Source organism: Herbaspirillum sp. CAH-3 (genome assembly GCF_009668275.1).
GTDB classification, from domain to species: Bacteria; Pseudomonadota; Gammaproteobacteria; order Burkholderiales; family Burkholderiaceae_D; genus Herbaspirillum; species Herbaspirillum aquaticum.
In genome coordinates this window covers 137,515-159,789 of sequence record NZ_VSWE01000010.1, presented here as the reverse complement: position 1 = coordinate 159,789, position 22,275 = coordinate 137,515, and the positions used below count along the sequence as shown (strand labels likewise).

Genomic DNA, 22,275 nt, shown 5'->3' with positions numbered 1-22,275 from the left:
GCGGTCCCCGGGATCGCCCGTCCCCGCACCCAAAGGAAGCCTCGCCGATGTCGCCATTCGCCAAAGTCCGCGTCCCTGTTCCCAGCGCCTTGCTGGGCATGGTCGAGTTGTATGTCAGCAGTTGCACCCGCATCGTCACCGGGCGCACTGATGCCATGCATGACTGGGCAAGCCTCAAGGCCAGTCCGCGCAAGGTGCTGGAATGGTTCGCCACGGCCGGTTTCGCAGCCAGCGGAGAAGCGCTCCCGCCGGCACCATTCCGGCCGTGCGCGCAGCGCCTGGCCAGCCTCGACCAGCTCAAGCACAGCGTGCGTCCCGCGCTGGCGGTGCCGCGCTTCTGGCTGCTCGAGGGCAGCAACTACGGCTTCGATGCCAGCCCGCACCTGCCCTATTGGCTCGCCGTGAACGATGCTTCCTTCGTGCCGCTGCTGGTGCCCGCACACCAGATGGCACACTTCTCGCGCGCCCTGGTGGCGTGAGCTTTCTTCCCTTTTCCTGAGGGTCCCTATTTCAAGGGCAGGTAGATATCGGTGAGCAGCTCGCCCGGCGGCGTATCGGGCAGCAAGTTGAGATAGTGGAAGTACAGCGGAAAATCACGCAGCTCCTCGCCGCTCTGCGGCAGCCACTGGCGATACAGCGGATAGATGCTTTCGCCCAGCCGTTCATGCGCGCCGGCATGCCGCACGCGTGCGCAGCGTCCGCCGGGAATCAGGGTCGGCTCCACGCCTTGCACATTATCCGGCACCTCCCCATCGACCTCGCCGCAGATGCCGAAGCGAAATTGCTCCGGCGGCGTGGTATCGGGATTGTCCCAGGCCAAACCAAAGGTACGGCAGCGCTCCACGGGTGACAGGCCCGTGGCCTTGCGCCATTCGATGAAGCGCGCCACCGTGGCATTGAGCTGGTTGACGGGGCCGCGATGCGTGAGCATGGCGATGCGGATGGGTTCGACATTGACGATCTCGACTTGCACGTCCACTTTCCTTTCAGGGATGCGGAACACGAAACGCTCATTCCAAGAGGGCCAGTCGGGCGCGCGCCGGAACTGCGAAGGCGACTGGCCGAAAGCACTCCTGAAGGCGCGCGTAAAGGATTCCGGATTTTCGAAACCGGCTTCGAGGGCGATGTCGATGATGCGCCGCTGCGACTGGAAGGCCAGTTGCAAACTGGCGTGCTTCAAGCGCATCAGCAGGATGTAGCGCGCCACCCCGACGCCGGTGAAATCGGCAAATTGCCGCTGGAAATGGAACCGGGAGAAATGCGCGACGGCGGCCAGCTGTTCCATCTCCAAGGGCGCATGGAGATGGGCTTCGATATGGTCGAGCACGCGCTCGAATCGGGCTTGATAGCGGGCCTGGCTGCTGCTTTTACGGTCGTCGTTCATCGGGTCCTCGGTTCACGGGACGTACTGTGCAAGAAATGACGGCACAAATCCTGACCAAAACTGCGCATCGTACGATGGCCCAGGGTGGCCGCCATCACGTCCGCCATGTTAAAACACCGCCTTTGCCGCCATTCAATGAATCTCTCGACCATGTCTGCACCGCTGCTCCTGATGCTGGCCATCTGCACCGTCTGGTTCCCTTCCCCGTCCCGCTGGCCATCAGGCGGTCGCCTGGCGCTTGCGCCCTGGGCCCCCTTGCTGGCGCTGGCTGTCCTGGCGGGCATGCTTGCCGGACAGGTCGACGCCATCGGTACCGCAGGCCTGGCCTTGCTGGCGGCGGCCGCATGGGGAACGACCCATGCGCCCCGCGCATGGCAACGTGCCAGTCTGCTGGTGCTCACCCTGTTGCTCGCACTGCTGCTGGCCTTGCATCGCTGGCCTGGTTTCCACAATGTGCTGGTGGTCCCGTCAGCGGCCATCACGGCCGATGCGCGGCCTTTCATGCTCTATGCCAACCTGGACAAAGGGGCCGCCGGACTGCTGCTGCTGGCCCTGCTCGCACCGCGCATCCATGCGTGGAGGGAATGGCGCGCGACGATTGGCGCGACGCTGCTGCCGGGTGCCGTCACGATCGTCCTGGTGATGGGATTGGGCGCGCTGGCAGGCCTGGTCAGGCCCGCGTTGAAATGGCCTGATTTCACGCTGCAGTTCCTGGCCATCAACCTGTTCCTGACGGTGGTGGCCGAAGAAGCGTTCTTCCATGGCGTGATCCAGCACCGCTTGCAGGCTGCCTTGCAGGCAGTGCGTGGTGGAACCGGGCTGGCGCTGGTGCTCTCGGCCCTGCTGTTCGGTGCGGCACACCTGGGCGGCGGGCTGGCCTATGCCGCGCTGGCGACAGTCGCCGGGGCCGGCTATGGCTGGGTATTCCAGCGCAGCGGGCGCATCGAAGCGGCGATCCTGCTGCACTTCATGCTCAATGCGGTGCACTTCCTCGGATTCACCTATCCGGCGCTGGCCTGAGCAGGCGCGCCGTCAAGGCGCGATCCACTGCCCCTGCCATTGATCCTGCAGGCGCTCGAAGCGGGCGCGGCGATGCTGGTTTGGCGTCAGGTCCAGCCATTCGATGCGTTCCAGCCGCACTTCCACCAGCGCAAAATTCTCGAAACCATCACCGCTGGCCTGCGGCGGTACGTGGCCATCCTCGGGCTGTGCGATGGGGGTGCCTGGCGCATGCGGCGTCTTGTACAGGATCAGCGTATGCGGCCTGGCGCCGGTCCACATGGCATGAATGCGCGCGGCATCCTGCACCACCTGCGCCACGCCGTTCAGGCGCAGTTGCAGATGGCGATCCAGGTCCACCGCGAGCATCGCCACGCGGCCGTCCGCACCTATCTCGGCCAGCTTGGGAGAGCGCAAGTCGGTATGAAAACCCAAGCGTCCGCTTAACGCATCGGCCTCGCGCAAGACGATGGAACGCAGCTGCGGCGCACCGTCCAGGCCGAGCGTGGCCAGTTGCCAGATGGTAAAAGGCGAACGCGTGGGACTGGCACCGCGCTGCAGTTCGTCCCAGATCAGGGTATGGAGTTCAGGCAAGTTCATGCCGGCATTGTAGAGCCTGGCGCGGGCGGCCGAGGCCCTGCAGCAGCGAATCCCGCGTCAATCGCGCGACGACATGTTCATGTCAGGCCAGCGTCAGTGCATTGTCAGTCCTCCGGTATAAAGCGGGATAGCGCCAGTGTGGACGTGGCCTTTCGAGAGACGTAGGGTATTTTCTGGTCAACTTTGGTCAAAATACTATGCGTAAGAAAACATCTCAAGACGAACGAATCATTGAAAAGAACATAACCCAACGCTGCGGCGGCTATTCCTACCGAGTAAGAATGACCGTGTGCGGGGTCAGAAGTGACGAAAACTTCGACTCGCTCCATGACGCCAGAGCATTTCGAGACCGGAAACGAGCAGATCTAGCCCTCGATCCGACAATGAAATTGGTATTGCAAAGCAAGAGTGCTAAACGAGCTATCTCGCAAATGACGCTTGCAGTGCTTTTGAACCGTTACTTGAGAGAAGTCACCCCTTTAAAAAAAGACAAGCGTGCTGAGACTCATCGCATCAATAAATTATTGAGATTCCCGATAGCAGCACTATCCATCCAGATGATCGACCGCTTTTCGCTCGCGTCCTTCTTATCGACAGGTAAGACAGAGGGTTGGTCCAGCAGTACTGCTCGCAAGTATCTGATGCTTATCTCCGCCGTATTTACAGCGGCCTCCAAAAAGTGGGGACTTGCCCTTACCAACCCCATTGGCACAATCGAAATACCCAGTAACGGCATCGCCCGTAGCCGAAGACTTTTGCCGGGAGAATACGATGCAATGCTTGAGTCCCTGAAACATTGCCGAAACAAGTATGTTTCAACCCTATTCATCGTCGCAGTCGAAACTGCCGCACGCCGGGGCGAACTGCTGAAACTCCAGTGGAAGGACGTAGATCTGGTAACCGGAACAGCCTTGCTTAAAGATACCAAGAATTCAGAGGATCGAAAAATCCCTCTTTCCTCCTTAGCTCGTTCTATTCTGAAGGATTTACCTCGATCTGATTGCGACCACGTATTTCCAATAAAAGAATATCAAGTGCGCAGTGCATTTGAGGTGGCGCAGCATCGCGCGCGGAAACATTACGAAAAACGATGCGCTCTATCGGGCGTAACGCCTGATTCGCAATTTTTGGTAGATTTAAGATTCCATGATCTGCGGCGAGAGGGAACCACTCGATTATTCGAGCGAGGCTTTGACCTTATGGAGGTAGCTGCGGTTACAGGGCACAAAACTCTTGGCATGCTGAAGAGATACACAAACCTTCGCGCAGAAGATTTGGCCAAGAAGTTAATCTAGCTAGGGGCATAAGAAATCCAGGGCGCTTGTAAGCGGTAAGTTGTCTTGATATGCGTATTGATTCGCGAGAGCATCATGCAATGCGTGATGCTCCGCTACGTTATGCCGACTGTAGTACTCCAACCTCATTCTTTCATCGAGATGGTCCGCAATCATCCTTTGATAACACCAGTCGGGAACATTCCCGCCTAGAGCGTCTTTGAGCAGATCCCAGTCAGTACTGTAGTCCACGCACACTTCTAAGAGTCCGCCGTCTGCTCTTTGCAAAGCCAGCCAAACAGAAATTCTTTCGGCTAGTTCAACCCCATTTGCACAGATTTTATCGGGCTCATTGCCGAGCTGAGGAACGATATTCTCTCGGACGAATTCACTGTACTCCTCTTTTGGAACCGATATTTCCGCATAAAAATAGTCTCCGTCTCCAGAGCACATCCCAATGCTCAAGAGTCGCGGGCGCTCGAAGCTCGTAAACTCGGTATCGACAAATACCCTCTTTATAGGCACCACTTTCCCGCACCAATCTAGATAACAGTTCACACGAAAAGATTTCCACAGCGCCATTACGATAAAAAGCCCTTCGAATATACCGTTTATCCAAAAATAGTTGTGCTGCCCAGCTTACCGCACGAAATTAGGTATATTACTGATCAGATTGTCTGTGGCTGTTACCTCATAACAAGCATGATTAGGGGGAAAGAATATGGCAAAAGTCAGAAATCCGATTTTATTTTCAAGTCATTTTGGACTTAAACCCGGAGCTCTCGAAGCAGACGGTCTCATCGATCCATTTTTAAATGTCGATACCCAATTATTCATTGATCCCGCTTTACTGGAGAAGTCAGCTCACGACCTGATCAAGAAAGATGCACTCTCAACTTTCCGTCAACATTTCGAGAATTTTTTGCGCCTCCTCATGATTTCCGAAAGAGAAGGAGATGCTGCCTGGAAGGGGGCCCAACGCTTGCTGGATCTAAGCGAACCGGCGGATAACGGTTTAGGGTATGGCTCCAGCCGAAGGGCGGGAACCTCCAGGCCAGAGGAGATTCGAGAGATGATTATCCGTACAGCGAAGGAAATCGCCACGCTTGGTGTGAAGGATCCGGAAATGTTATCACTGATGGGCTTCTTTGAAGAGAACGTGGGGCCCGACACGATTAGCGACTTCACAACGCGTGTAATCATCAAAGAACTATCTACCCTCACTGAAGGGTTCTGCCAAAAACACGGGATCGCGACTTCTGACGATAACGGGCAATCTGAATTCAGTCTGCCGTATTTTGATCTTGCCAATGGACAAAGGAAGTTTGTTGTGCTGGTCCCTAGCGACATTGTTCGACAACTACCGATGGCAAATGATGTATCCGAAATCTGGGCGGCAGCATCTCAGAACAGAAGAATCCGTGAGCGCGTAAATGCTTTTCTGGCCGAAAGCGTGAGGCCTACAATTGCAGAGCGCAAGGATGCGATAAAAAAGACGGTCTTAGAATCCGCAGATCTTTTTAATCTTTTTTTGGCTTCCGTAAAATCTTTCGCCAAATCATATAGCCAAGAAGATGACGAACTTGGTTATATGAAATTGAGAGAAATGCTTACTAAAGATTTAGCAACGTATAAATCCTCTCGTGAAGTGAATCTTATCGATGGCCCCCATAAAGTATTGGAATTGGTCCATGAGACCATTGACATGTTTAAACACCATGTCGAAAAAGGAAATTTGTGGGAGGCACTATGGGTGAACGGAAGACCCAAAAAAGAACGAGCAGCTCAGTTGCTGTATTTCGCAATTGCGGATTGCTTCTGCAAGGCAAATGACATCGATATTTCACCGGAAGCAAATATGGGCGGAGGGCCAATCGATTTCAAATTTAGCGCAGGTTACGAGGCCAGAGTTTTAGTCGAAATGAAGCGTTCCCAAGGAACTGTGAAACATGGCTATCAAAAGCAGCTAGAAATTTACAAAGATGCGGCTCGCACTTCCTACGGTGTATTTGTCATCATCGATTACGGAGATCTTGGCGCAAAACTCGAAGCGATTCAGATATTGCGCCAAGAACGTATCGAGGCAGGAGAGCAAGCCTCGGATATCGTGGTCATTGATGCGACACCAAAGGAATCCGCAAGCAAACGTAAGTGAATGAAAAAATTAGCTAAATATTTATAGATATTCTGACCTGCCTATATTTCGCTAAATATTTATATACATTTAGCGAAATATTCTGATTCCGATACTCATTACAAGGAGCGCCAAGAATAATCCCGGAAATGCAATTACTCCCCACCTCTGAATTTTCGGGGCTTTTACATTGCAGAAATCATAGAATGTTCTAGTCTTTGCCTTCCACTCCTCGATAACGTAACTACGATATAACAGCGCGGCAATCTCTTCGATCATCCATGGGCCACGAGCGAATTCCTCACTCACTTCGCATACGAATTTGAAGCGCGATATCAGCTCTTTTTCTGATCTGACCACTTCACTTTTTCCTGGTGAATCGAAGGACGGAGCACCGTCTTGAATGTCGTATATCTGGAAATAGTGGGCGGAATCAGCCCTTTTCAACATGGTGAGTAGCAGAACGCCAAAATAGCAGTTATGCGCAACTCCGTGCGGAGCATCATGCATACCGTACTCCATCGCAATTTGATGAGCGACCTCATGCAAATACACATATCTAGCGTGTTCTGCTCTCCGCAGATATCGATCTAGAACAATTTGAGGACCTAAAGAATCGTCAAATCGAAATTGACCGCTCGTGTGCAGCTCTGAAGAGATTTCATAGGGATAGAGCCTCGATAAATTCACCTGCCTAATCAAATCTTCAGAAATCACTTCAGCAAAATCAACTTGCGATCTCGCGCTCACTTTTTTCCTTTCAAAATCATATACTTGATAGTATCAAGTCAAAAGTTCCATAGAGCGGCAATCCTCTTACCTGGCCGGTGATAGGTTTGAAGGATGAACGTCAACCACTGCATCCAAACTTCGATGCAATATCCGGTCTTTTTTCCTTCTTCGCTGGTTGCGAGCTCTACTAATAACCAAAGCATGACATCCATAATCGGATAGAAATCGACCCCTTGGACGTTTATGCTCGAAGCGGTATTCTTCTGCGAGTGCAGTACGAAGTCATGTAGCCAGGTCATTTCCTTGTCAAACGATACGTTTCGATCCCCGGTAAATAAGGCACGATCAAAAACCTTTTGCTGCGCACTGAAGTAGGAACGCGTTTTCTCCAATGCCCAATCCCTATTCCAGATTTCGACTGACCGATAGCTGGTCAACCAGCAGCACAAGCGCTGGAAATCAAGACTGTGTGAGTTCCTAAGATATTCGATCAAATCTGCTCGCTTCTGTGATTCGAGCAGTTCAATTACCTCGGCGTCGTTCAAGTTTTCAATCCCTTAGAAAATAGTTTTCGCCAAAATGGTTGGCGCTTCTCCTTCAGCAACCTAATCTCGCTTTTCAGCTTTCCTATAATCTTCCGTCCCTCAACAACCATTTCGTCGTATTGACTTTTAGGCACTGTCTCGGGAACAACCTCCTGTGGATCAACTAAATCATCGCCGGTTCCAGCAATCACAATTGCCCCCAGTACCTCGTCGAGCTTGCCCATTAGCCATTGCTCTCTCTTTACGGCCTCGGCCAGTTGCAGATCTTTTGAGGAGATTACGTGGTGAGCCATCTGGAGCTTCTTTTGCAGCAATGACACAGTCCCGCAATGAGTGTCCTGATCACTTGTAGAGCAGCTCTTCAACTGACCAAAGACCTTTTCAAGTTCGGATATTTCAACGGACTTCAAATAGTCACTTGACGTCTCTCCAGTTCTTCCTGGCCTGAGCTCCAATGCGACGCGCAACTGACCCGAACTAGCAAGCTTGTAGAGATGTTGACGCGAGACGCCAGCTAAACGCGCTGCTTCAGTTAATCCCACGCTAGGCATATGACGTGGACCTCTCGGTCAGCTCCGCAAGGAACGTTGTTCTTGCATCGGAAGAAAGATGCATTTCGTCTACCTCGGGCTCCATTTCATCTTCCCGCTCCAGATCAGTGACTAAAGAAAATGCCAAATTGAGCACCCTTGCGCATGCATCGTGATCTGCCATGTACGGTTTAGACAGAGCCGCTGCCTGGTAACAGGACTCTTCATCGACACCATATTTCTTCAAAAGCACGCTCAGAAATCTCGCTCGCTCCAAGTAAGTTTGAGGATGTCTGAAATGAGCAGCTGTAAAGTGCATATGTACTCCTATCGTCCTAGGTAAACAGCGGTAATTTCTTCGCGGGAGTGGCCGAGCTCTTCAGATATCAGCAATCTGATTTCATGGTCCTTCTTTTTCATTTCCGGCGTGAGCTGCCGATGCCTTGGGCCGCCGTTAACGGGTGGCTGCCAGCCTGCAAGTTCGACGTACCGGGCCTGTGCGTAGGCATGCCGCAATCCGTGCAGCTTATGAAGACCGGCTTTCCGCGTTTCATTCTCATAGCGTTTAAGCTGTTCCTTATATTGTTGCCTCTGCGGTATCAAAGATCCGCCTCCAGTAAAAAGTGCGACTCGGTTAAGGATCTCTCGCTGATATTCATTCGTAATCGGAACGGTGCGCTCTCTACCACCTTTGCACCATGAAGCTTTCAGCTTTATGTATGCGCTGCCTGGAGAGTAAGCAAACGTGGCTTGAAACTTGATGGACTCCTCGCGACGGAGGCCGAATGCCCGCTGCAGCTCTAGGGATAACTGCACTCTTGGATCCTGAATGCGCAGGAGAGCATCATCACCAAAGGAAACTGCTTTGTTCTTATTGGTTACATATCGACGACGGCCAATACCCAAATCAGAATTGGCCCGTGGTATCAAATTTTTCTTGTCAATCTTTTCAGTCCACCAACGCATATGAGACATGCGATTCTTGAGCGTGGCATCGCTACAACCGGATTCTTTCCATAATGCGAGCAACGCGCTGATGTGTTTTTGCTTTAGTCCGCGCGCAGGAAGATTGTAAAAACCCAAGGTCACCAGCTGCCGTGCCGCCATTGAAAGAACATTGCGGCGTGCAGCCTGAGTAGAGAATGAGCCATCTCTATTTCTATTACAGAGGATCAACAGCTCCTTCTCGGTACTGATCTTGGTCATTGTGTGGTTAGTGTTGTTGAAACTCTGATGCGACCTCAGTCGTATCAGAGGGGCACTTCATTACTTCAGTGGCCTGAGCCACAAAGATGATGCAAACAACAAATCAAATGGCGTCACTGTGGCGACATCCATTTAATAGTCGTTTAAGGATGTAGGCACCGTCATGGATTTCGACGTTGCTTTATCCCATCTCGCTTGTTGTCGCCTCCTTGTTCACCTTGCTGTAAAGGGCCAGTCCGTACTGCTGGACTGCCTCAACTAGATTTGGCAACGACGTCGACGACAACAACATTGCTGACACAACTACACTGAGCTCGGGTCTAAGCCCCATCTGACTCTGTACTGCTTTTCGAATCGATTTGACCGCTTCCAGTGCTTCAGCAGACACCGGAACCTTGACGTCTACTGCTGGCTCCAGCTCAACAAAGTCTCTACCGTCGAACTGATAGAGTTTTCCTTGCGTGTACTTCTTCATACTCTCCATATTTCTCCTCTCAAGTTGACCCACATTTCACATTTGCGCGGCGTTGGTTGCCGATGCACTGCCTCACCGCTGTAATCCGCTCCGAGACACCCTGCCGGGACCTTTTTTCATGAAAAAAGATAAAAAAAATTTAGTGTTGTCGCATCGTTGACAGCAAAGCTGTCAACTGAGCTTTGAATCTGTTGGCTCGTTCCACACTCGACTTTTGTCGCACGCGTGCCTGGGTTACGGCTGCTTTCAACTGCTGAACCTGCTGGGTAAGATTTTCCACTTGATCAGACATGGTGGCGTCGCTCTGTCGCGCTGCTGCCAGATCACTTTTCGACGCCTTAAGGTCGATTCGTAGACGTTGTATCTCTTGCCGATACCCCGCAATTTCTTCTTCGTCTTTCTTTTTGAATAGCCCCATGCAGCCTCCCATTTCCTGAGCATCCATTCTGGCGAAGATTCATTTTTGCAATCTTCCCGAGTTGTACCGCCGCACGATTTTCACTTCGAATTCAGCTCGCTCAGCCTCATGATTGCTAGCGACGTGCGAAGCGTCACTACCTCATAAATCTGCGATTTATCGGTAGAGACGCTTCGCGAATGAGAACCGTCGCCTCTAGCGACACGAAGACAGGTCTCGCACATATGCTCGACAAAATAAAAAGCGCGCTGCTGGCCAGCTTTTGCGGTTCGCTGGCCGCAATATGTACTAGCTGCGCAGCTGGCCATTTGCTGGCATCGCGCTATCAAGTGACGCTGACTGTGATCTTGCGCTACGTGTTTTCGGCACCAGCAAACACATGGCCTCACGATGTTCGTGGTGCAGCCACACTCGTTGTAGCCATATTCATGGCGTGCACTTTTCTTCTTTGGCTCTCGCTAAAAGACATGCGCTGGGGTAGCTCGGCAGGAGATCTCACAGGTTCCTATGCGATTTCTAATCTTCTTTCGAAATCGACCATTCCTGCTGAACCATCAATTTTCGCGGGTACGTTTTCAGGCAAGCGCCTGCAAGTGGGCATCGAAGATCGTGGTTTAGTTATCGGCCCACCCGGAACAGGTAAAACCGCGTTTCTTCTTAATCAGGTGTTGCAGGCAAGCGCCAGCAGACTATCGTTTGTATTGGTGGACATCAAGCCAGAACTTCACACCATCATTGGCGCGTCTCTAAAAGCCAAGGGATATCGCGTTTTTCGCATAAACCCAGCAACCGTCGATGCCGATGCGGACCATTGGAATCCCTTGGATGAAGTTAATGATGAAACAGAATTGGCGGAACTGTGTTCCGCATTGCTTCCGATTAGAAGCCCTGAAGAAGCCCCCTTCATTGAGGCGCAACGCGATTGGCTAGAAGCGGCGATGTTTCACGTCAAGTCAACACCAGGAGGTAGCTTGCCGTCCGCATTCAACCTCCTATCATCGGAATCAGATCCTCTGAAGATCCTCAGCGTGCTTGGTCGATCTCAAAGCCCTGTTTCAGCCCAAATCGCGCGAAGAATGGCGGCGGGCTTATCAGGGAGCAAACCCGACCCCCTGATCCTTCAGGGACTTACAGGATGTATGCGAAGCCTAAAATTCTTGAGCCTTCCAGGGGTACAAGACTCCTTAGGCCACTCTGACTTTTCGATTAGGGATCTCGGGCACTCTCAGGTTCCCTCAGCGCTCTTTCTGCAATTCGAGGAGTCAAAAATTGCAGCTCTTGGACCGCTCTTAGCGTTTGCAGCTACCGCCTCGTTGACCACATTAATTAGAACTGCCAATGACCGCGCACCTGTCGCACTATTTTTGGATGAGCTAGGAAACATGCCGCCGTTACCAAACCTAGCCGAAAAGCTCAACACGATTCGGTCTAGGCATATGCCAACATGGATGTATTTCCAAAGTGCGCAGCAAATTGAAAAACGATATGGAACTGGCGCAACCGACATCTTCTTTGCATCAGCTGATGTCCAGATGGTTTTCAGGCTAAACGATCAGGCCACCAGAGCTCTCGTCAGCCAGCTCATTGGTACGACTCTAAAGAAAAAAACGACAGTCAGCACTGACGCATCCGGCGGAAGGAGTCATTCACAAACGCGCGAGCGCGTCAACGTTATTGAGCCTCACGAGTTAGGACGGCTCAAACCTGGGCAGATTCTTCTGCTCTACCGCGGGGCTGCCGCTCTAGGCTGGGCCACTCCCTATTTTGTCGACTATCCCAAATTCAGGAAATAGCAATGCAAGACTATGAAAAGGTCATCTTGGAGGTGAGCGAAGATGCGTTACGAGCGACGAAGGCACAGAAAGAACAACTACTCATCGCCGCACGCTACGCTCAAAAACGATCCGAGTTGACTCAAGAGCGCACCAAAGAAAATGCGGAAAAAATGGCCTGGGACGAAACTCTTCAGCGCATTCGGATCATTTATGACGGACTGGAACAGGAGATGGGGAAATGAAGAGGCTTGGTGCGTTAGGCATTGTGCTATTATTTTTTGTTAGAGATGTACGCCCTTCCTTCGCTGAAAATGTGGTTTCCCACACTTCTCGCAACAATGGTGAATCTTGTTTAGATAGACGTTTTTCGGAGGCGATGAGGCGTTCGATGCAGCTACCGTCAGAGTATACGTACGAAACAACGATGCGACGGTTCACTGCCATCGCGGAGGATTTCAAGCGGCTCGAAAGGAAAATTCAATCGGGCGTCTATTCCGCTCGAATTCCGGCTGATGATCCAGCATGTCCACCATGACAAGTCGGTCGTTTCCTGAGAAAGCATACAAAAACGGTTAGGCATCTGTACGGAGGTAGCCGGCCTTGCCGTCACCTATGATTGCAAACGCGAACGGTATTGGCCGGTCCAGCTTCTCCCGCAGCGCTTTACCAAGTACGTCCTGCATATCTTGGGCGGTGGCGGTCAAGCTCTTGGCGATAACGAGCGGTAGCTGCTTGCAGCTGGGGCTTAACAAGCCCTTGGAAGGAAGCAAAAGCCCCGGGGAAATTACCCTCCGGGGCCGTAACAATAAACGCGGGTTGACTCAAACGAAATTCTTCACACGATATATAGTCTCTCCCAAACATTGATCACGGAACCTACGGGCGACTTGATCGTCTTCCAGCAGTTTGGTCAGTGACGTGGAATAGGGGTTAGCTACGATGCTGCCGTTCACATCGAACTCAATTGAATAGTTGAGACCGCTCGTGAAGGCGGCACGGTACCGCTTCTTCTTTGTCGCGGGGCTGCACACCGTGCGCCTTCGGCCGCAAGTACGTATGCTTTCAATGATCTTAAAATAAGATGTGATACTGTTAACAAAATCCAGTGATCGATAATTGTGATTATTAGTTTCGGCAGTAGAACGGGGGCTGTGCATTTGTTATAAATGCACAGATATTAAAAAAATAACATCGATACAAAATGATTATTCCAGGGCATTTAAACTTCTTCAGCATTGATGAATGTGGACTGTACAAACAAGGGGACTCATTTCCTAAAGGGCTTGAGGTCACGGAGACATTTGACCTGATTTACGATTGGGTTAAAGGGAAACCAATGGAGGACACCATTCCGTGGGATCCATCAAGTACGAAACTTGGTTCACCCAAATGCTATTGTCATGATTTTTATAAATGTGAAGATACGGGAGAGTATCTCTTCGTATTGTGGAAGTCAGAGTCAGATAGTGCGGGCACTCTTTGGGGGGCTCAAGCGGGTGCACAAACTGGACAATCCAGCGTTGTCGAATACAAAGAGGGTTACAAGGGCAAGAAGGTTATCTGGGGACGCCCTTGTTACTATTGGATCATTCCGCAATTGAACACTGTTGTCTCGATAAAACTTGATCATTCAGTTTGCGATTCAAGTCTATTCCAAGAGTGGGTTGCAAAATGTATTACTAACCGTGTTGCTCATCCGAAGAAAAAGCGAACGGAGACTGAGACAGGACAAGTTCGATTTGAGTTTACCGACGGTAGTGACGTTGCAGGAAACCGTTACAGCTATAGATTTGGCGTTCGCTTGCGCAGCGTTGAAACCGGTAACGCGCGTCTAGCCGAACTTGCCTCGCGTGTAACCCATATAGTTCGACGCGACACGATCAAACTTAACGCTGGCATTGATGAACGCCCAGAATGGGTAAAGATCTTCGATAAGATTCCACTTCTACCAGCGAGGCCCAAAGCTAAAACTCGGCAGATTGAAGTTCGAGCGGAAGCCAAACCTACAGCGACAGAAATTAAGCAGATTATTGAAACTTTCGCCAGGGAAGAACGAAGTCGTTTTGACTGGAACAACGTAGGTTTTGAGACCGACAAGGGCGTAGTGTGGGTAGACAAATATCGCCTGCATGAGACGGTCCAGTTCAACAAGAATGCATCAACCGTTTTCAGTGCTGCCGATATTCACACCAGGATTTCTGCAGTAAAGGACAGAGTCTTAGCAGGCGTCATCGCCGATGAGAAGACTAAATCAAAGACATCAAGGCGCGCGAAAAAGGCCCGAAACGATGTGGCGTAAGTTTATCTATCTACTTGCATCTGGCATTCTCTACTTCATATTCGAGAAGTGGCTGACGTCATTTCGCTATGAAGATTATAAAGACTACCTAAACCTGATTTCTACCATTTCAGGTATGGTCTTTACCATTATGGGGATTTGGATAGCTTTTCTTTATCCAAATGCGATGAACAGAATTATCAGCTCACAAAAATTGGTGGCAGCTGACTTCTCGGAATCGCGGTCTGATACAAAGCGACTAGAAAGCATCGTTGGTGCAGTTATGACGTCAGCGTTGGTAATGCTGGGTGTATTGTTTATAACCCTAGCCAAGCTATTGCTGCAGATCACCCCTATATACATTGCCTACAGACTTCAATTCAAATCTGTAGCACTTTCCGCTTTGGTTTTTATTACACTTCTTCAGCTAGAAGCGGTAGTCCATGTTGTGCTATCGAATGTAATGTTCATCAACGATTTGCATTACAAACGAGAGGGGCGACAAGCGGACGACGAAATGTGATTGAAAATTTGTTCTTACAATAGGCGTCCTTGGCAAAGTTTTACCATCGTCTTTTATCAAATTATCTCTAGCCTTATCCCAAAACTGCCTACACGAAAAAGTAGGCTTTTTTTTCATTCGCAGCTCTCCGGTGGCTTTTCTTCAATGCGTCGTTTTATAACCGCATAACGCGGTTCATCGGGGCCGTGAATCTTCCTGTACAAATTTGGGCAATATATCCAATCCGGATCAGAGGAGGAGTAAAAACGCCAGACATTCATGACAGCAAGACCAACTAAGGCACACCAGATGGGTCCATTGCTTTCAAAGTAGTTCGCGACGACAAACGAGGCTGTATGACGACCGTTGTCACCCAAGATAAAATTTACGCTTAGCATCACCAGGCAAGAAAAAGCATAAAGTGCAAAACGAACCATATTTTCTCGGTTGGCACGCCATTCTTGTTCATAGCTCTTATATAAATCTAAGTAGTATTTCTCCATGCTTCGATGCGCTTCTTCACGCAGTTCCCAAGGGCGAACGTAATCCGGATTTTTAGATACAGTCTTGGGCTCTCGCCCCAGTTTTTGATCCAAATAGCGATCAATACTCGACACCCAACTACCTACCGTGAGGATATAGATTTGATCGTAAATCATGGCCGCCAATGGAAGAACTAGCGAAACCAAAAACGAATAGGCAACAAATATCAAGATAACTTGAACCGTAATATTCGATTCCGCCAACATGCTCTTATCTCGTGCAATGTCCATCAACGTCGGCTGACGGAAAAACGCCAGTACATTGTCAATTAACAAAGCGAAAGACGCGCATAAGAGAAACTGCTTCTGATCGGTTGCCGCTTGTAATGTCGAAAATATCCCGAGATTCTTAATTGCTACATCCGTTTGATCGCTCATGGCCCTCATTAATTGCAAAATGGAAATTAAATTCCAATATACAACAAAAAAATTTAAAGTGCCTGGAATCAACCATATTGGATCAACTTAAACGTCTGTGCCCATCCCCCCTTCGCTATATATGAAAAGAGCGTGAGCAACGCTATAAGGCCCTTTGTGCCAATAAAAATACGGTAGTAGATGCACCCGCGCCCAACCGTGCATAACGCAGTTGCCACGCTTCAGCAGCAAAGCTGCTGCGCTCACAGGCCCTTCTGGGCCTGTGGACAATCGGCAAGCCGATTCCTGAGTTACACACCGTTTCCCCGCGATGTCTGCTCCGCCTGACGCGCTTCGCTTGCCCCACTTCTTTAAAAGTGCGCCCTAAAAGCCAAACCTTACTCCCGCGCATAGCGCAGGGGCGATTTGAGTCCGAGGACGCAGCCGAAGGCGAGGAGCGAGGATGGCCCGTTAGGGACACCCCTGCAACAGCATGTGAGAGATCGGCGTCGACCGACGATCTCTTCACACGTGCGTACATATAAAGACCAACATGTATTAAAAGACTCTACTAAATCTCTTATAAATATCTACTAAAAACCTATTAGCAAAAAGCACGACTAGCCGCCATCCGGCCGCCAGCTTGGCTCTTGGACCGATAACCCATCAAAAACATCCGAGTTCAGCACTTATTTGCTCCGAGTTCAGCACTTAAATACTGCGACTTAAGCACTTAATTGATCCGAGTTCGACACTTACCAAACTCCGAGTTCAGCACTTAATCCATCCGAGTCCGTCACTTATCAGTCCGAGTTCGTCACTGAATTCGGGTGACAAGGTCATGACTGAATCGGTTTATGCAACATTGGAGACAGATAGATCGAGACCGTTCTTAATAGCTAATGCCACATCCGCCGCACGAAAATACACATGCTTTCCGATCTTAATGATCGGAATTGGCCAACGCCCTAAGCTAATCTGATTTTGTATGGATTTGGGTGCTCTTCCGAAGATCGGTGCAACGGCCGTGAGAGCCACCAATGGCTGACCATCGGCGATAACAGACTCTTGGCGCTTGTTTTGACGTTCTAGAACAGCGGCTTTAGTGGGACGACCACGAACGGGCCTTGGGCGGCCCAGAGCGTCCGTATCAATCGCCAATGCGTCGATTCGGTTGGCGATGTCTTCGGCTTTAAAAAAGATGCGGGAACCGATGCGAACCGGGGACAGCGCGCAGCGCCCCTCACATAGTTGATTTCGGATAGTTTGAGGTTCTAGCCCCAAAAATGAAGCTGCTCTCTTGAGAGGGACGAGTATCGCGCCCCCAGACTGTTGCTGGATAAGCTCTAAGGTGTTCACGGACTGCCTCACAAATGCGTAGCGCGTTTGTGAGGGCCGATCTGTCGGGGCAGCGGGAACAGGCTGTTTTACGAACCCTATTTATCGCGTTCCCTCAACGGGTCTTGAGCACTGAGGACAGCGAGCCTGATGAAATTGCGCGGCACACATCTAGACCATGTCCCTGGAGAGGTATCTCCTCTCCGAGCGTTGCCATACTCTCACTGCAAACTTATCCCTCGATTTAATTTGCAGACCTGTGGTTTGCGCTGGGGCTACACAGCGTATTTGGTATAGCGCACTCCCACAAGAATCACTGTTACGTTGACCCCTGAACAGCCGCCAGAATAGGTGAATGCACAGAATGTGTCAAAAGACAGTTATACCTAATTATGCTTTTGCGTTGACAAAAACAGGATAGCTGCGGCGTGGTGGTCAAATCTGGTCAAAATTGACCAAGATTTTCAGGAGTGATGGGTATAATTCTTTATACCTTACATGTCTCAAAACCCTGTGGTGCCTGAGGCCGGGGTCGGACCGGCACGCCCCCTTCCGGGTAAGCAGCGGATTGTCAGAGCGATGTGCAAACATGATGAACACGCATTGCCCATCGAAGTCCAGACCGCAGCACCTTGCCCTCCCCGCGCCACGGCGGGAAAACATGGAGCCTGGCATGAAACGCAACTGGTCCCTCAACCACTTTCCCGCACACACCGCCCTTGGCCGCGCATCACGCATGGCGCGCTGGCAGGCCATCTCCCTGCGCTGGCACCGGCATGGCCAGGCCGGGATCACGCTCGTGTCCTGCGCGCTGCTCTCGGCCCTGGGACGCTCCCTGGGCCTGGCCCATCCTGCAGGCCTGGTAACGGCCTGCGCGGTCGCGCAATGCTATTGCCAGGTCTACCTCTACCTTGCCCGACGCCGCTGCCGGCGGCTGTTCATGCGCAAGGACAATGATCACGCGCAGGGCGCAGACGTGACGGTCGTGCAATGAAAACGCCAGCTTGCGCGGGCGTTGGTGATTGCATCCAGGCAAAGGCTCAGAATGCGCCGACGTAATTCTCCGCCAGCGCGGTCGAGAGGGCGCGCGAGTTGACCACGTTCTCCAGTTCGGCGCGCTGGATCTGGCGCTGGAAGGGAGAAGCATCGTCGAAGGTATGCATCATGCTGGTCATCCACCAGGAGAAATACTCGGCGCGCCAGATGCGCTTCAAGGCTTGCTCGGTGTAGGTCGAGAGACCTTCCTCGCTGGCGCTGCGATAGAACTCCTCGATGCCCTGGGCCAGCCGTTTCACATCGCCCACGGCCAGGTTCAAGCCCTTCGCGCCGGTCGGCGGCACGATGTGGGCGGCGTCACCGGCCAGGAACAGGCGGCCGTGCTGCATGGGCGTAGAGACGAAGCTGCGCATGCCGATGATGCCCTTCTGGAAGATCTTGCCTTCCTTGACGCGCCAGCCGTCGACATTTTCCAGGCGGGTATGGAATTCATTCCAGATGCGGTCATCGCTCCAGTTGTCCACGCTGTCCTTGGGGTCGCACTGGAAATACATGCGCTGCACCGTCGGCGAACGGGTGCTGATGAGCACGAAGCCGCGATCATGCTGGGCATAGATCAGTTCATCCGACGACGGCGGCGCCTCCACCAGCACGCCGAACCAGCCGAAGGGATAGATGCGCTGGTAATCCTGGCGGTGGCTTTCCGGAATGGCCGGGCGCGAGACGCCATGGAAACCATCGCAACCAGCGATGAAATCCGCCTCCAGCGTATGCTGCTCGCCCTCGTGCAGGAAGCGCACGCGCGGCTTGCTGGTCTCGATGCCTTCGATGGTGGTACCGCTCACGCCAAACAGCAACTGTCCTTGCGCGGCCAGGCGTGCGGCCACCAGGTCCTTGATGACTTCGTGCTGGGCATAGACGGTGATGGCCTTGCCGGTCAGTTCGGTGAGGTCGATGCGATGGCGGCGGCCACCGAAGGCCAGCTCGATGCCGTGATGCAGCGCGCCTTCGCGCTTCATGCGCTCGCCCACGCCGGTTTCGGTGAGGATGTCCATGGTGCCTTGTTCCAGCACGCCGGCACGGATGGTGGATTCGATTTCTTCGCGGGTGCGGGTTTCCAGCACGACCGATTCGATGCCCTTCAGGTGCAGCAGGTGGGACAGCAACAAACCGGCCGGGCCGGCGCCGATGATGGCGACTTGGGTACGCATGGTGGAGGTCTCCGTGTAAAGGTCAGGCACCGTTTTCGTTCCCGGCGCGCAATGGCGCGAGCCCGAAGCGGGTAGCAGGTGATCTGTTCTTGTTCTTGGTGTGGGAAGAATCTTAGACGGCGGTGGCTGAATAAAAAATGGATGATTCCGCCAATTGCTTGTACTATTTTTACAGAGCACAAACATGCCGCCCAATCGCAATACCCAGGATGGAGACACCATGCCCTTGCCGCGCAGCAAACCCCGCACCAGCGACGTACCGCAATTCTCCTTGTATGGAGAGGCTTCCCGGCCGGAGGATGCGGAGTCGGTCCACATCGAACTGATCGAGACACGCAGCCGCGTGCATGACTGGCATATTGCACCGCACACTCATGCCGGACTTTTTCAGGTACTTTTTTTAATGTCCGGGCACGTCAGTGCCTTGATGGAAGAAGAAGTCTGGGAAGTCGATGGACCGGTCGTCATCACCATCCATCCCTCGCTGGTGCATGGTTTCGATTTCTCGGAACAGGCCGTGGGATTCGTCCTGACGGTCGATCCCCACGTGGTGTTTTCGGCAGGCGGCAGCGACGGGCATGGCGAATTGTTCTCGCCCTTGTTCCTGCGGCCGATGGCCATCGAACTGGGCCGCGTACCGGAATTGCGCGAGCGCATGGAGACGCTGCTGCGCCTGTTGATCGCCGAATCGGCTGCGCCCCGCAACGGCCACACGCTCATGCTCGAATGGCTGGCGCGCAGCGTCATGCTGTTGCTGGTGCGGCTGGAGGCGGATCATCGCTCGGCGGAATTGTCCGGACGCGGCGACTTCGAATTGTTCAGCCGCTTTCGCGCACTGGTAGAGCAGCATTTCAAGGAGCAGTGGCAGGTGGCGGTGTATGCGGACAAGCTGCGCATCACTCCCAGCCGGCTCAATCGCCTGTGCCTGAAGCTGGCCGGGCATTCGGCCTTCGACCTGGCGCAGCAGCGATTGATCCTGGAGGCCTGCCGCAAGCTGACCTATGTGCCTTCAGGCATCTCGACCATTGCCTATGAACTGGGCTTCCAGGATCCGGCGTATTTCAGCCGGCTCTTCAAGCGGCACCTGGGTGTGACGCCCAAGGAATACCGGCGCACGCACGTGGAGGAATAAGCAGTTCGCCGGCCGTTTCCGGCAATGGCGCAAAAACGAAGACCGGGGCACTTTCTTCGAAATTCAGCCAAGCCTCACAGCAGCGCTCCCAGCTCCACCTGGATCTTCAACATGGCCGGCAGGCAGCGCTCCACCATGTCTTCCAGTTTCATGCGGGCCGCATGCACGCTGATGTTCATCGCGGCCACCACCTCGCCACGGAAGTTGCGCACCGGCACGGCCATGGTGCGCAGGCCCAGCTCCAGTTCCTGGTCCACCAGCGCATAACCCTGTGCGCGGGCACGGGCGATTTCCAGCCCCAATCGTTCGACATCGGTGATGGTATGGGCGGTGATGGCCTCCGGCTGGGCGCGCGCGAGGATGGCATCGAGCTGCGCCGGCGGCAGGTTGGCCAGCAGGATGCGGCCATTGGCGGTGCAGTAGGCTGGCACCCGCGTGCCGGGCTGCAGGGTGGTCGAGACCAGTTGCCCTGCGCTCACCGCCGCCACGCACACCAGCTGGTCGTGATCGAGCACCCCGCAGGAAGCCGCCTCCCCCAGCGAATACGCCAGCCGGTACAGCAGCGGCTGCACGATGCGCGGCAGCCGCGCCGAATGCAGGTAGGACTGGCCCAGCCGCAGCACCATCGGGGTGAGCGAGAAAGTCTTGTTGTCGTGCCGCATGTAGCCCAGGTGCGTGAGCGTGATGAGATAGCGGCGCGCGGCCGCACGGGTCAGGCCCGTCAGCTGCGCTACTTCGGCGATGGTCAGGCGCGAGCGCTCCTGGTCAAACGCTTCGATGACCTGCAGGCCCTTTTCCAGACCGGCGACCAGGTCGCGCTTGAGGGGGCCGCTATCTCCATCTGCGCCCTCTCCGCCTTCTCCGACTTCCTCGATATGTTCTGGCTGCATGCTTCCCTGCCCTGTGGATAAAACAAGCTGATACGCACCGTTTCCCGTTCGCTGCAGAAAATCGGCCATTTGTGCGATTATCGCACAAAGCGGGCGCAGGGCGGATATGCTGCGCTGCGTTGGCCTTGAGAGCGGGGACCGGCTTGCCTACTATCTGTCCACACCCAAGCACGGCGCGCCATTCGCCCATTCCGGCAGGCAAGGAATCCGAAGACGACGCCGCATCCACCCCGTCGACCTGAGGAGACCTCATGCAATTCGATGCCATCGAACCCGGTGTCTATCCGGAACTGATCTATCCCCCGTACAAGTCCACCGCCAAGCGCGGCCCTACGCAGGCGCCGCTGCGCGTACGCGACGAGACCGCCACCGGCACCAACCTGTTCGCCTCGCCCAAGCTGATCCTGCCGCACGACATGGATCTCACCAAGCAGGGCAAGGGCGAGCCGCTGGGCGAGAAGATCGTCGTTACCGGCCGCGTGCTCGATGAAGACGGCAAACCGGTGCGCAACTCGCTGCTGGAAGTCTGGCAATGCAATGCCGCCGGCCGCTACTTCCACAAGAAGGACCAGCACGATGCCCCGCTGGATCCCAACTTCACCGGCTTCGGCAAGATGCTCACCGATGATGATGGCCGCTATCGCTTCGTCTCCATCAAACCGGGCCCGTATCCCTGGGGCAATCACCACAAGGCCTGGCGTCCGGCGCACATCCACTTCTCGCTGTTCGGCAATGTCTATGCGCAGCGCCTGGTGACGCAGATGTATTTCCCCAATGATCCGCTGTTCGCCTATGACCCGATCTTCCAGAGCATCCCCGACGAAGCCGCCCGCCAGCGCCTGATCTCGCGCTTCTCGCTGGAGGAGACGGTGGATGACAAGATGCTGGGCTATGAATTCGACATCGTCCTGCGCGGCCGCAACGCCACGCCCATGGGCATCTGAACACAAGGCAGGA

The 22,275-nt window shown here is 53.2% G+C and carries 23 protein-coding genes; 11 read left to right on the top strand and 12 right to left on the bottom strand.

The genetic code is table 11. The features are described 5' to 3' along the window. Positions 1-47 precede the first annotated feature (47 nt). Complete coding sequence (locus FYB76_RS14630; protein WP_154134110.1) at positions 48-479, top strand: hypothetical protein; 432 nt, start codon at positions 48-50, stop codon at positions 477-479. A gap of 26 nt (positions 480-505) precedes the next feature. Here the strand turns inward: FYB76_RS14630 and FYB76_RS14625 are convergent, their stop codons facing one another. Then, positions 506-1,384: a GyrI-like domain-containing protein gene (locus tag FYB76_RS14625; RefSeq protein WP_154134109.1), complete on the bottom strand. Its 879-nt coding sequence runs from the start codon at positions 1,382-1,384 to the stop codon at positions 506-508. A gap of 150 nt (positions 1,385-1,534) precedes the next feature. On the opposite strand from FYB76_RS14625, the gene FYB76_RS14620 reads away from it, so the two are divergent. Continuing rightward, positions 1,535-2,404, top strand: a complete 870-nt coding sequence (locus FYB76_RS14620) for a CPBP family intramembrane glutamic endopeptidase (RefSeq protein ID WP_229296973.1) — start codon at positions 1,535-1,537, stop codon at positions 2,402-2,404. Positions 2,405-2,416: 12 nt separating this feature from the next. Here FYB76_RS14620 and FYB76_RS14615 read toward each other — a convergent pair whose 3' ends face one another. Next, positions 2,417-2,983 carry a pyridoxamine 5'-phosphate oxidase family protein gene (locus FYB76_RS14615; protein ID WP_154134108.1) on the bottom strand — a complete coding sequence of 189 codons (567 nt, stop codon included), beginning with the start codon at positions 2,981-2,983 and terminating at the stop codon, positions 2,417-2,419. A gap of 383 nt (positions 2,984-3,366) precedes the next feature. On the opposite strand from FYB76_RS14615, the gene FYB76_RS14610 reads away from it, so the two are divergent. After that, entirely contained in the window at positions 3,367-4,278 is a 912-nt protein-coding gene (locus FYB76_RS14610) for a site-specific integrase (RefSeq protein WP_195724645.1), read from the top strand. A 700-nt stretch (positions 4,279-4,978) separates the two neighbouring features. Further along, a complete protein-coding gene (locus FYB76_RS14600) occupies positions 4,979-6,412 on the top strand; it encodes a hypothetical protein (protein WP_154134105.1) in 1,434 nt (477 codons plus the stop codon). A gap of 69 nt (positions 6,413-6,481) precedes the next feature. Here FYB76_RS14600 and FYB76_RS14595 read toward each other — a convergent pair whose 3' ends face one another. From FYB76_RS14595 to FYB76_RS14570, 6 genes are all read right to left on the bottom strand, one after another. Beyond that, positions 6,482-7,141 (bottom strand): hypothetical protein, encoded by a 660-nt coding sequence (locus tag FYB76_RS14595; protein WP_154134104.1) that lies wholly within the window; start codon positions 7,139-7,141, stop codon positions 6,482-6,484. A 38-nt stretch (positions 7,142-7,179) separates the two neighbouring features. Continuing rightward, complete coding sequence (locus FYB76_RS14590; RefSeq protein ID WP_154134103.1) at positions 7,180-7,668, bottom strand: hypothetical protein; 489 nt, start codon at positions 7,666-7,668, stop codon at positions 7,180-7,182. Next, positions 7,665-8,210, bottom strand: coding sequence for a hypothetical protein (locus FYB76_RS14585; protein ID WP_195724644.1), 546 nt, complete (start codon positions 8,208-8,210; stop codon positions 7,665-7,667). Before FYB76_RS14585 ends, FYB76_RS14590 begins: the two co-directional genes overlap by 4 nt. Positions 8,211-8,525: 315 nt before the next feature. Continuing rightward, positions 8,526-9,404: an integrase domain-containing protein gene (locus tag FYB76_RS14580; RefSeq protein ID WP_154134101.1), complete on the bottom strand. Its 879-nt coding sequence runs from the start codon at positions 9,402-9,404 to the stop codon at positions 8,526-8,528. Between the two features lie 181 nt (positions 9,405-9,585). Then, positions 9,586-9,879, bottom strand: coding sequence for a hypothetical protein (locus tag FYB76_RS14575; RefSeq protein ID WP_154134100.1), 294 nt, complete (start codon positions 9,877-9,879; stop codon positions 9,586-9,588). Positions 9,880-10,018: 139 nt separating this feature from the next. Next, entirely contained in the window at positions 10,019-10,324 is a 306-nt protein-coding gene (locus FYB76_RS14570) for a hypothetical protein (protein WP_154134099.1), read from the bottom strand. Positions 10,325-10,521: 197 nt separating this feature from the next. Here FYB76_RS14570 and FYB76_RS14565 point away from each other — a divergent pair, with 197 nt between their 5' ends. The 4 genes from FYB76_RS14565 (at position 10,522) to FYB76_RS14550 (ending at position 14,873) form a co-directional block, all read left to right on the top strand. Continuing rightward, positions 10,522-12,090, top strand: a complete 1,569-nt coding sequence (locus FYB76_RS14565) for a type IV secretory system conjugative DNA transfer family protein (protein WP_195724643.1) — start codon at positions 10,522-10,524, stop codon at positions 12,088-12,090. A gap of 2 nt (positions 12,091-12,092) precedes the next feature. Then, entirely contained in the window at positions 12,093-12,314 is a 222-nt protein-coding gene (locus FYB76_RS14560) for a hypothetical protein (protein WP_154134097.1), read from the top strand. Between the two features lie 959 nt (positions 12,315-13,273). After that, positions 13,274-14,371 carry a hypothetical protein gene (locus tag FYB76_RS14555; RefSeq protein WP_154134096.1) on the top strand — a complete coding sequence of 366 codons (1,098 nt, stop codon included), beginning with the start codon at positions 13,274-13,276 and terminating at the stop codon, positions 14,369-14,371. Beyond that, on the top strand, positions 14,361-14,873 hold the full coding sequence (locus tag FYB76_RS14550; RefSeq protein ID WP_154134095.1) for a hypothetical protein: 513 nt from the start codon (positions 14,361-14,363) through the stop codon (positions 14,871-14,873). Before FYB76_RS14555 ends, FYB76_RS14550 begins: the two co-directional genes overlap by 11 nt. Positions 14,874-14,986: 113 nt before the next feature. Here FYB76_RS14550 and FYB76_RS14545 read toward each other — a convergent pair whose 3' ends face one another. Both FYB76_RS14545 and FYB76_RS14540 read right to left on the bottom strand, forming a co-directional pair. Then, positions 14,987-15,772 (bottom strand): hypothetical protein, encoded by a 786-nt coding sequence (locus FYB76_RS14545; RefSeq protein ID WP_154134094.1) that lies wholly within the window; start codon positions 15,770-15,772, stop codon positions 14,987-14,989. An 834-nt stretch (positions 15,773-16,606) separates the two neighbouring features. Next, complete coding sequence (locus tag FYB76_RS14540) at positions 16,607-17,110, bottom strand: hypothetical protein (RefSeq protein ID WP_154134093.1); 504 nt, start codon at positions 17,108-17,110, stop codon at positions 16,607-16,609. Between the two features lie 652 nt (positions 17,111-17,762). Between FYB76_RS14540 and FYB76_RS14535 the strand changes: the two genes are divergently transcribed. Continuing rightward, positions 17,763-18,083 carry a hypothetical protein gene (locus tag FYB76_RS14535; RefSeq protein WP_154134092.1) on the top strand — a complete coding sequence of 107 codons (321 nt, stop codon included), beginning with the start codon at positions 17,763-17,765 and terminating at the stop codon, positions 18,081-18,083. Positions 18,084-18,129: 46 nt separating this feature from the next. Here FYB76_RS14535 and FYB76_RS14530 read toward each other — a convergent pair whose 3' ends face one another. Beyond that, entirely contained in the window at positions 18,130-19,296 is a 1,167-nt protein-coding gene (locus FYB76_RS14530; RefSeq protein ID WP_088756081.1) for a 4-hydroxybenzoate 3-monooxygenase, read from the bottom strand. Positions 19,297-19,516: 220 nt separating this feature from the next. On the opposite strand from FYB76_RS14530, the gene FYB76_RS14525 reads away from it, so the two are divergent. Next, positions 19,517-20,428 carry a helix-turn-helix domain-containing protein gene (locus FYB76_RS14525; RefSeq protein WP_154134169.1) on the top strand — a complete coding sequence of 304 codons (912 nt, stop codon included), beginning with the start codon at positions 19,517-19,519 and terminating at the stop codon, positions 20,426-20,428. 74 nt (positions 20,429-20,502) lie between these two features. On the opposite strand, the gene FYB76_RS14520 is transcribed toward FYB76_RS14525, so the two are convergent. Next, a complete protein-coding gene (locus FYB76_RS14520) occupies positions 20,503-21,318 on the bottom strand; it encodes an IclR family transcriptional regulator C-terminal domain-containing protein (protein WP_154134091.1) in 816 nt (271 codons plus the stop codon). A gap of 251 nt (positions 21,319-21,569) precedes the next feature. On the opposite strand from FYB76_RS14520, the gene pcaH reads away from it, so the two are divergent. After that, entirely contained in the window at positions 21,570-22,262 is a 693-nt protein-coding gene (gene pcaH / locus FYB76_RS14515) for a protocatechuate 3,4-dioxygenase subunit beta (protein ID WP_088756079.1), read from the top strand. Positions 22,263-22,275 lie beyond the last annotated feature (13 nt).

What these genes read in the sequence shown, in the direction of transcription:
- FYB76_RS14630 (WP_154134110.1), top strand. Translation starts at nt 48, where the DNA reads ATGTCGCCATTCGCCAAAGTCCGCGTCCCTGTTCCCAGCGCCTTGCTG.
- FYB76_RS14625 (WP_154134109.1), bottom strand. Translation starts at nt 1,384, where the DNA reads ATGAACGACGACCGTAAAAGCAGCAGCCAGGCCCGCTATCAAGCCCGA.
- FYB76_RS14620 (WP_229296973.1), top strand. Translation starts at nt 1,535, where the DNA reads ATGTCTGCACCGCTGCTCCTGATGCTGGCCATCTGCACCGTCTGGTTC.
- FYB76_RS14615 (WP_154134108.1), bottom strand. Translation starts at nt 2,983, where the DNA reads ATGAACTTGCCTGAACTCCATACCCTGATCTGGGACGAACTGCAGCGC.
- FYB76_RS14610 (WP_195724645.1), top strand. Translation starts at nt 3,367, where the DNA reads ATGAAATTGGTATTGCAAAGCAAGAGTGCTAAACGAGCTATCTCGCAA.
- FYB76_RS14600 (WP_154134105.1), top strand. Translation starts at nt 4,979, where the DNA reads ATGGCAAAAGTCAGAAATCCGATTTTATTTTCAAGTCATTTTGGACTT.
- FYB76_RS14580 (WP_154134101.1), bottom strand. Translation starts at nt 9,404, where the DNA reads ATGACCAAGATCAGTACCGAGAAGGAGCTGTTGATCCTCTGTAATAGA.
- FYB76_RS14575 (WP_154134100.1), bottom strand. Translation starts at nt 9,879, where the DNA reads ATGAAGAAGTACACGCAAGGAAAACTCTATCAGTTCGACGGTAGAGAC.
- FYB76_RS14570 (WP_154134099.1), bottom strand. Translation starts at nt 10,324, where the DNA reads ATGGATGCTCAGGAAATGGGAGGCTGCATGGGGCTATTCAAAAAGAAA.
- FYB76_RS14565 (WP_195724643.1), top strand. Translation starts at nt 10,522, where the DNA reads ATGCTCGACAAAATAAAAAGCGCGCTGCTGGCCAGCTTTTGCGGTTCG.
- FYB76_RS14560 (WP_154134097.1), top strand. Translation starts at nt 12,093, where the DNA reads ATGCAAGACTATGAAAAGGTCATCTTGGAGGTGAGCGAAGATGCGTTA.
- FYB76_RS14555 (WP_154134096.1), top strand. Translation starts at nt 13,274, where the DNA reads ATGATTATTCCAGGGCATTTAAACTTCTTCAGCATTGATGAATGTGGA.
- FYB76_RS14550 (WP_154134095.1), top strand. Translation starts at nt 14,361, where the DNA reads ATGTGGCGTAAGTTTATCTATCTACTTGCATCTGGCATTCTCTACTTC.
- FYB76_RS14545 (WP_154134094.1), bottom strand. Translation starts at nt 15,772, where the DNA reads ATGAGCGATCAAACGGATGTAGCAATTAAGAATCTCGGGATATTTTCG.
- FYB76_RS14535 (WP_154134092.1), top strand. Translation starts at nt 17,763, where the DNA reads ATGAAACGCAACTGGTCCCTCAACCACTTTCCCGCACACACCGCCCTT.
- FYB76_RS14530 (WP_088756081.1), bottom strand. Translation starts at nt 19,296, where the DNA reads ATGCGTACCCAAGTCGCCATCATCGGCGCCGGCCCGGCCGGTTTGTTG.
- FYB76_RS14525 (WP_154134169.1), top strand. Translation starts at nt 19,517, where the DNA reads ATGCCCTTGCCGCGCAGCAAACCCCGCACCAGCGACGTACCGCAATTC.
- FYB76_RS14520 (WP_154134091.1), bottom strand. Translation starts at nt 21,318, where the DNA reads ATGCAGCCAGAACATATCGAGGAAGTCGGAGAAGGCGGAGAGGGCGCA.
- pcaH (WP_088756079.1), top strand. Translation starts at nt 21,570, where the DNA reads ATGCAATTCGATGCCATCGAACCCGGTGTCTATCCGGAACTGATCTAT.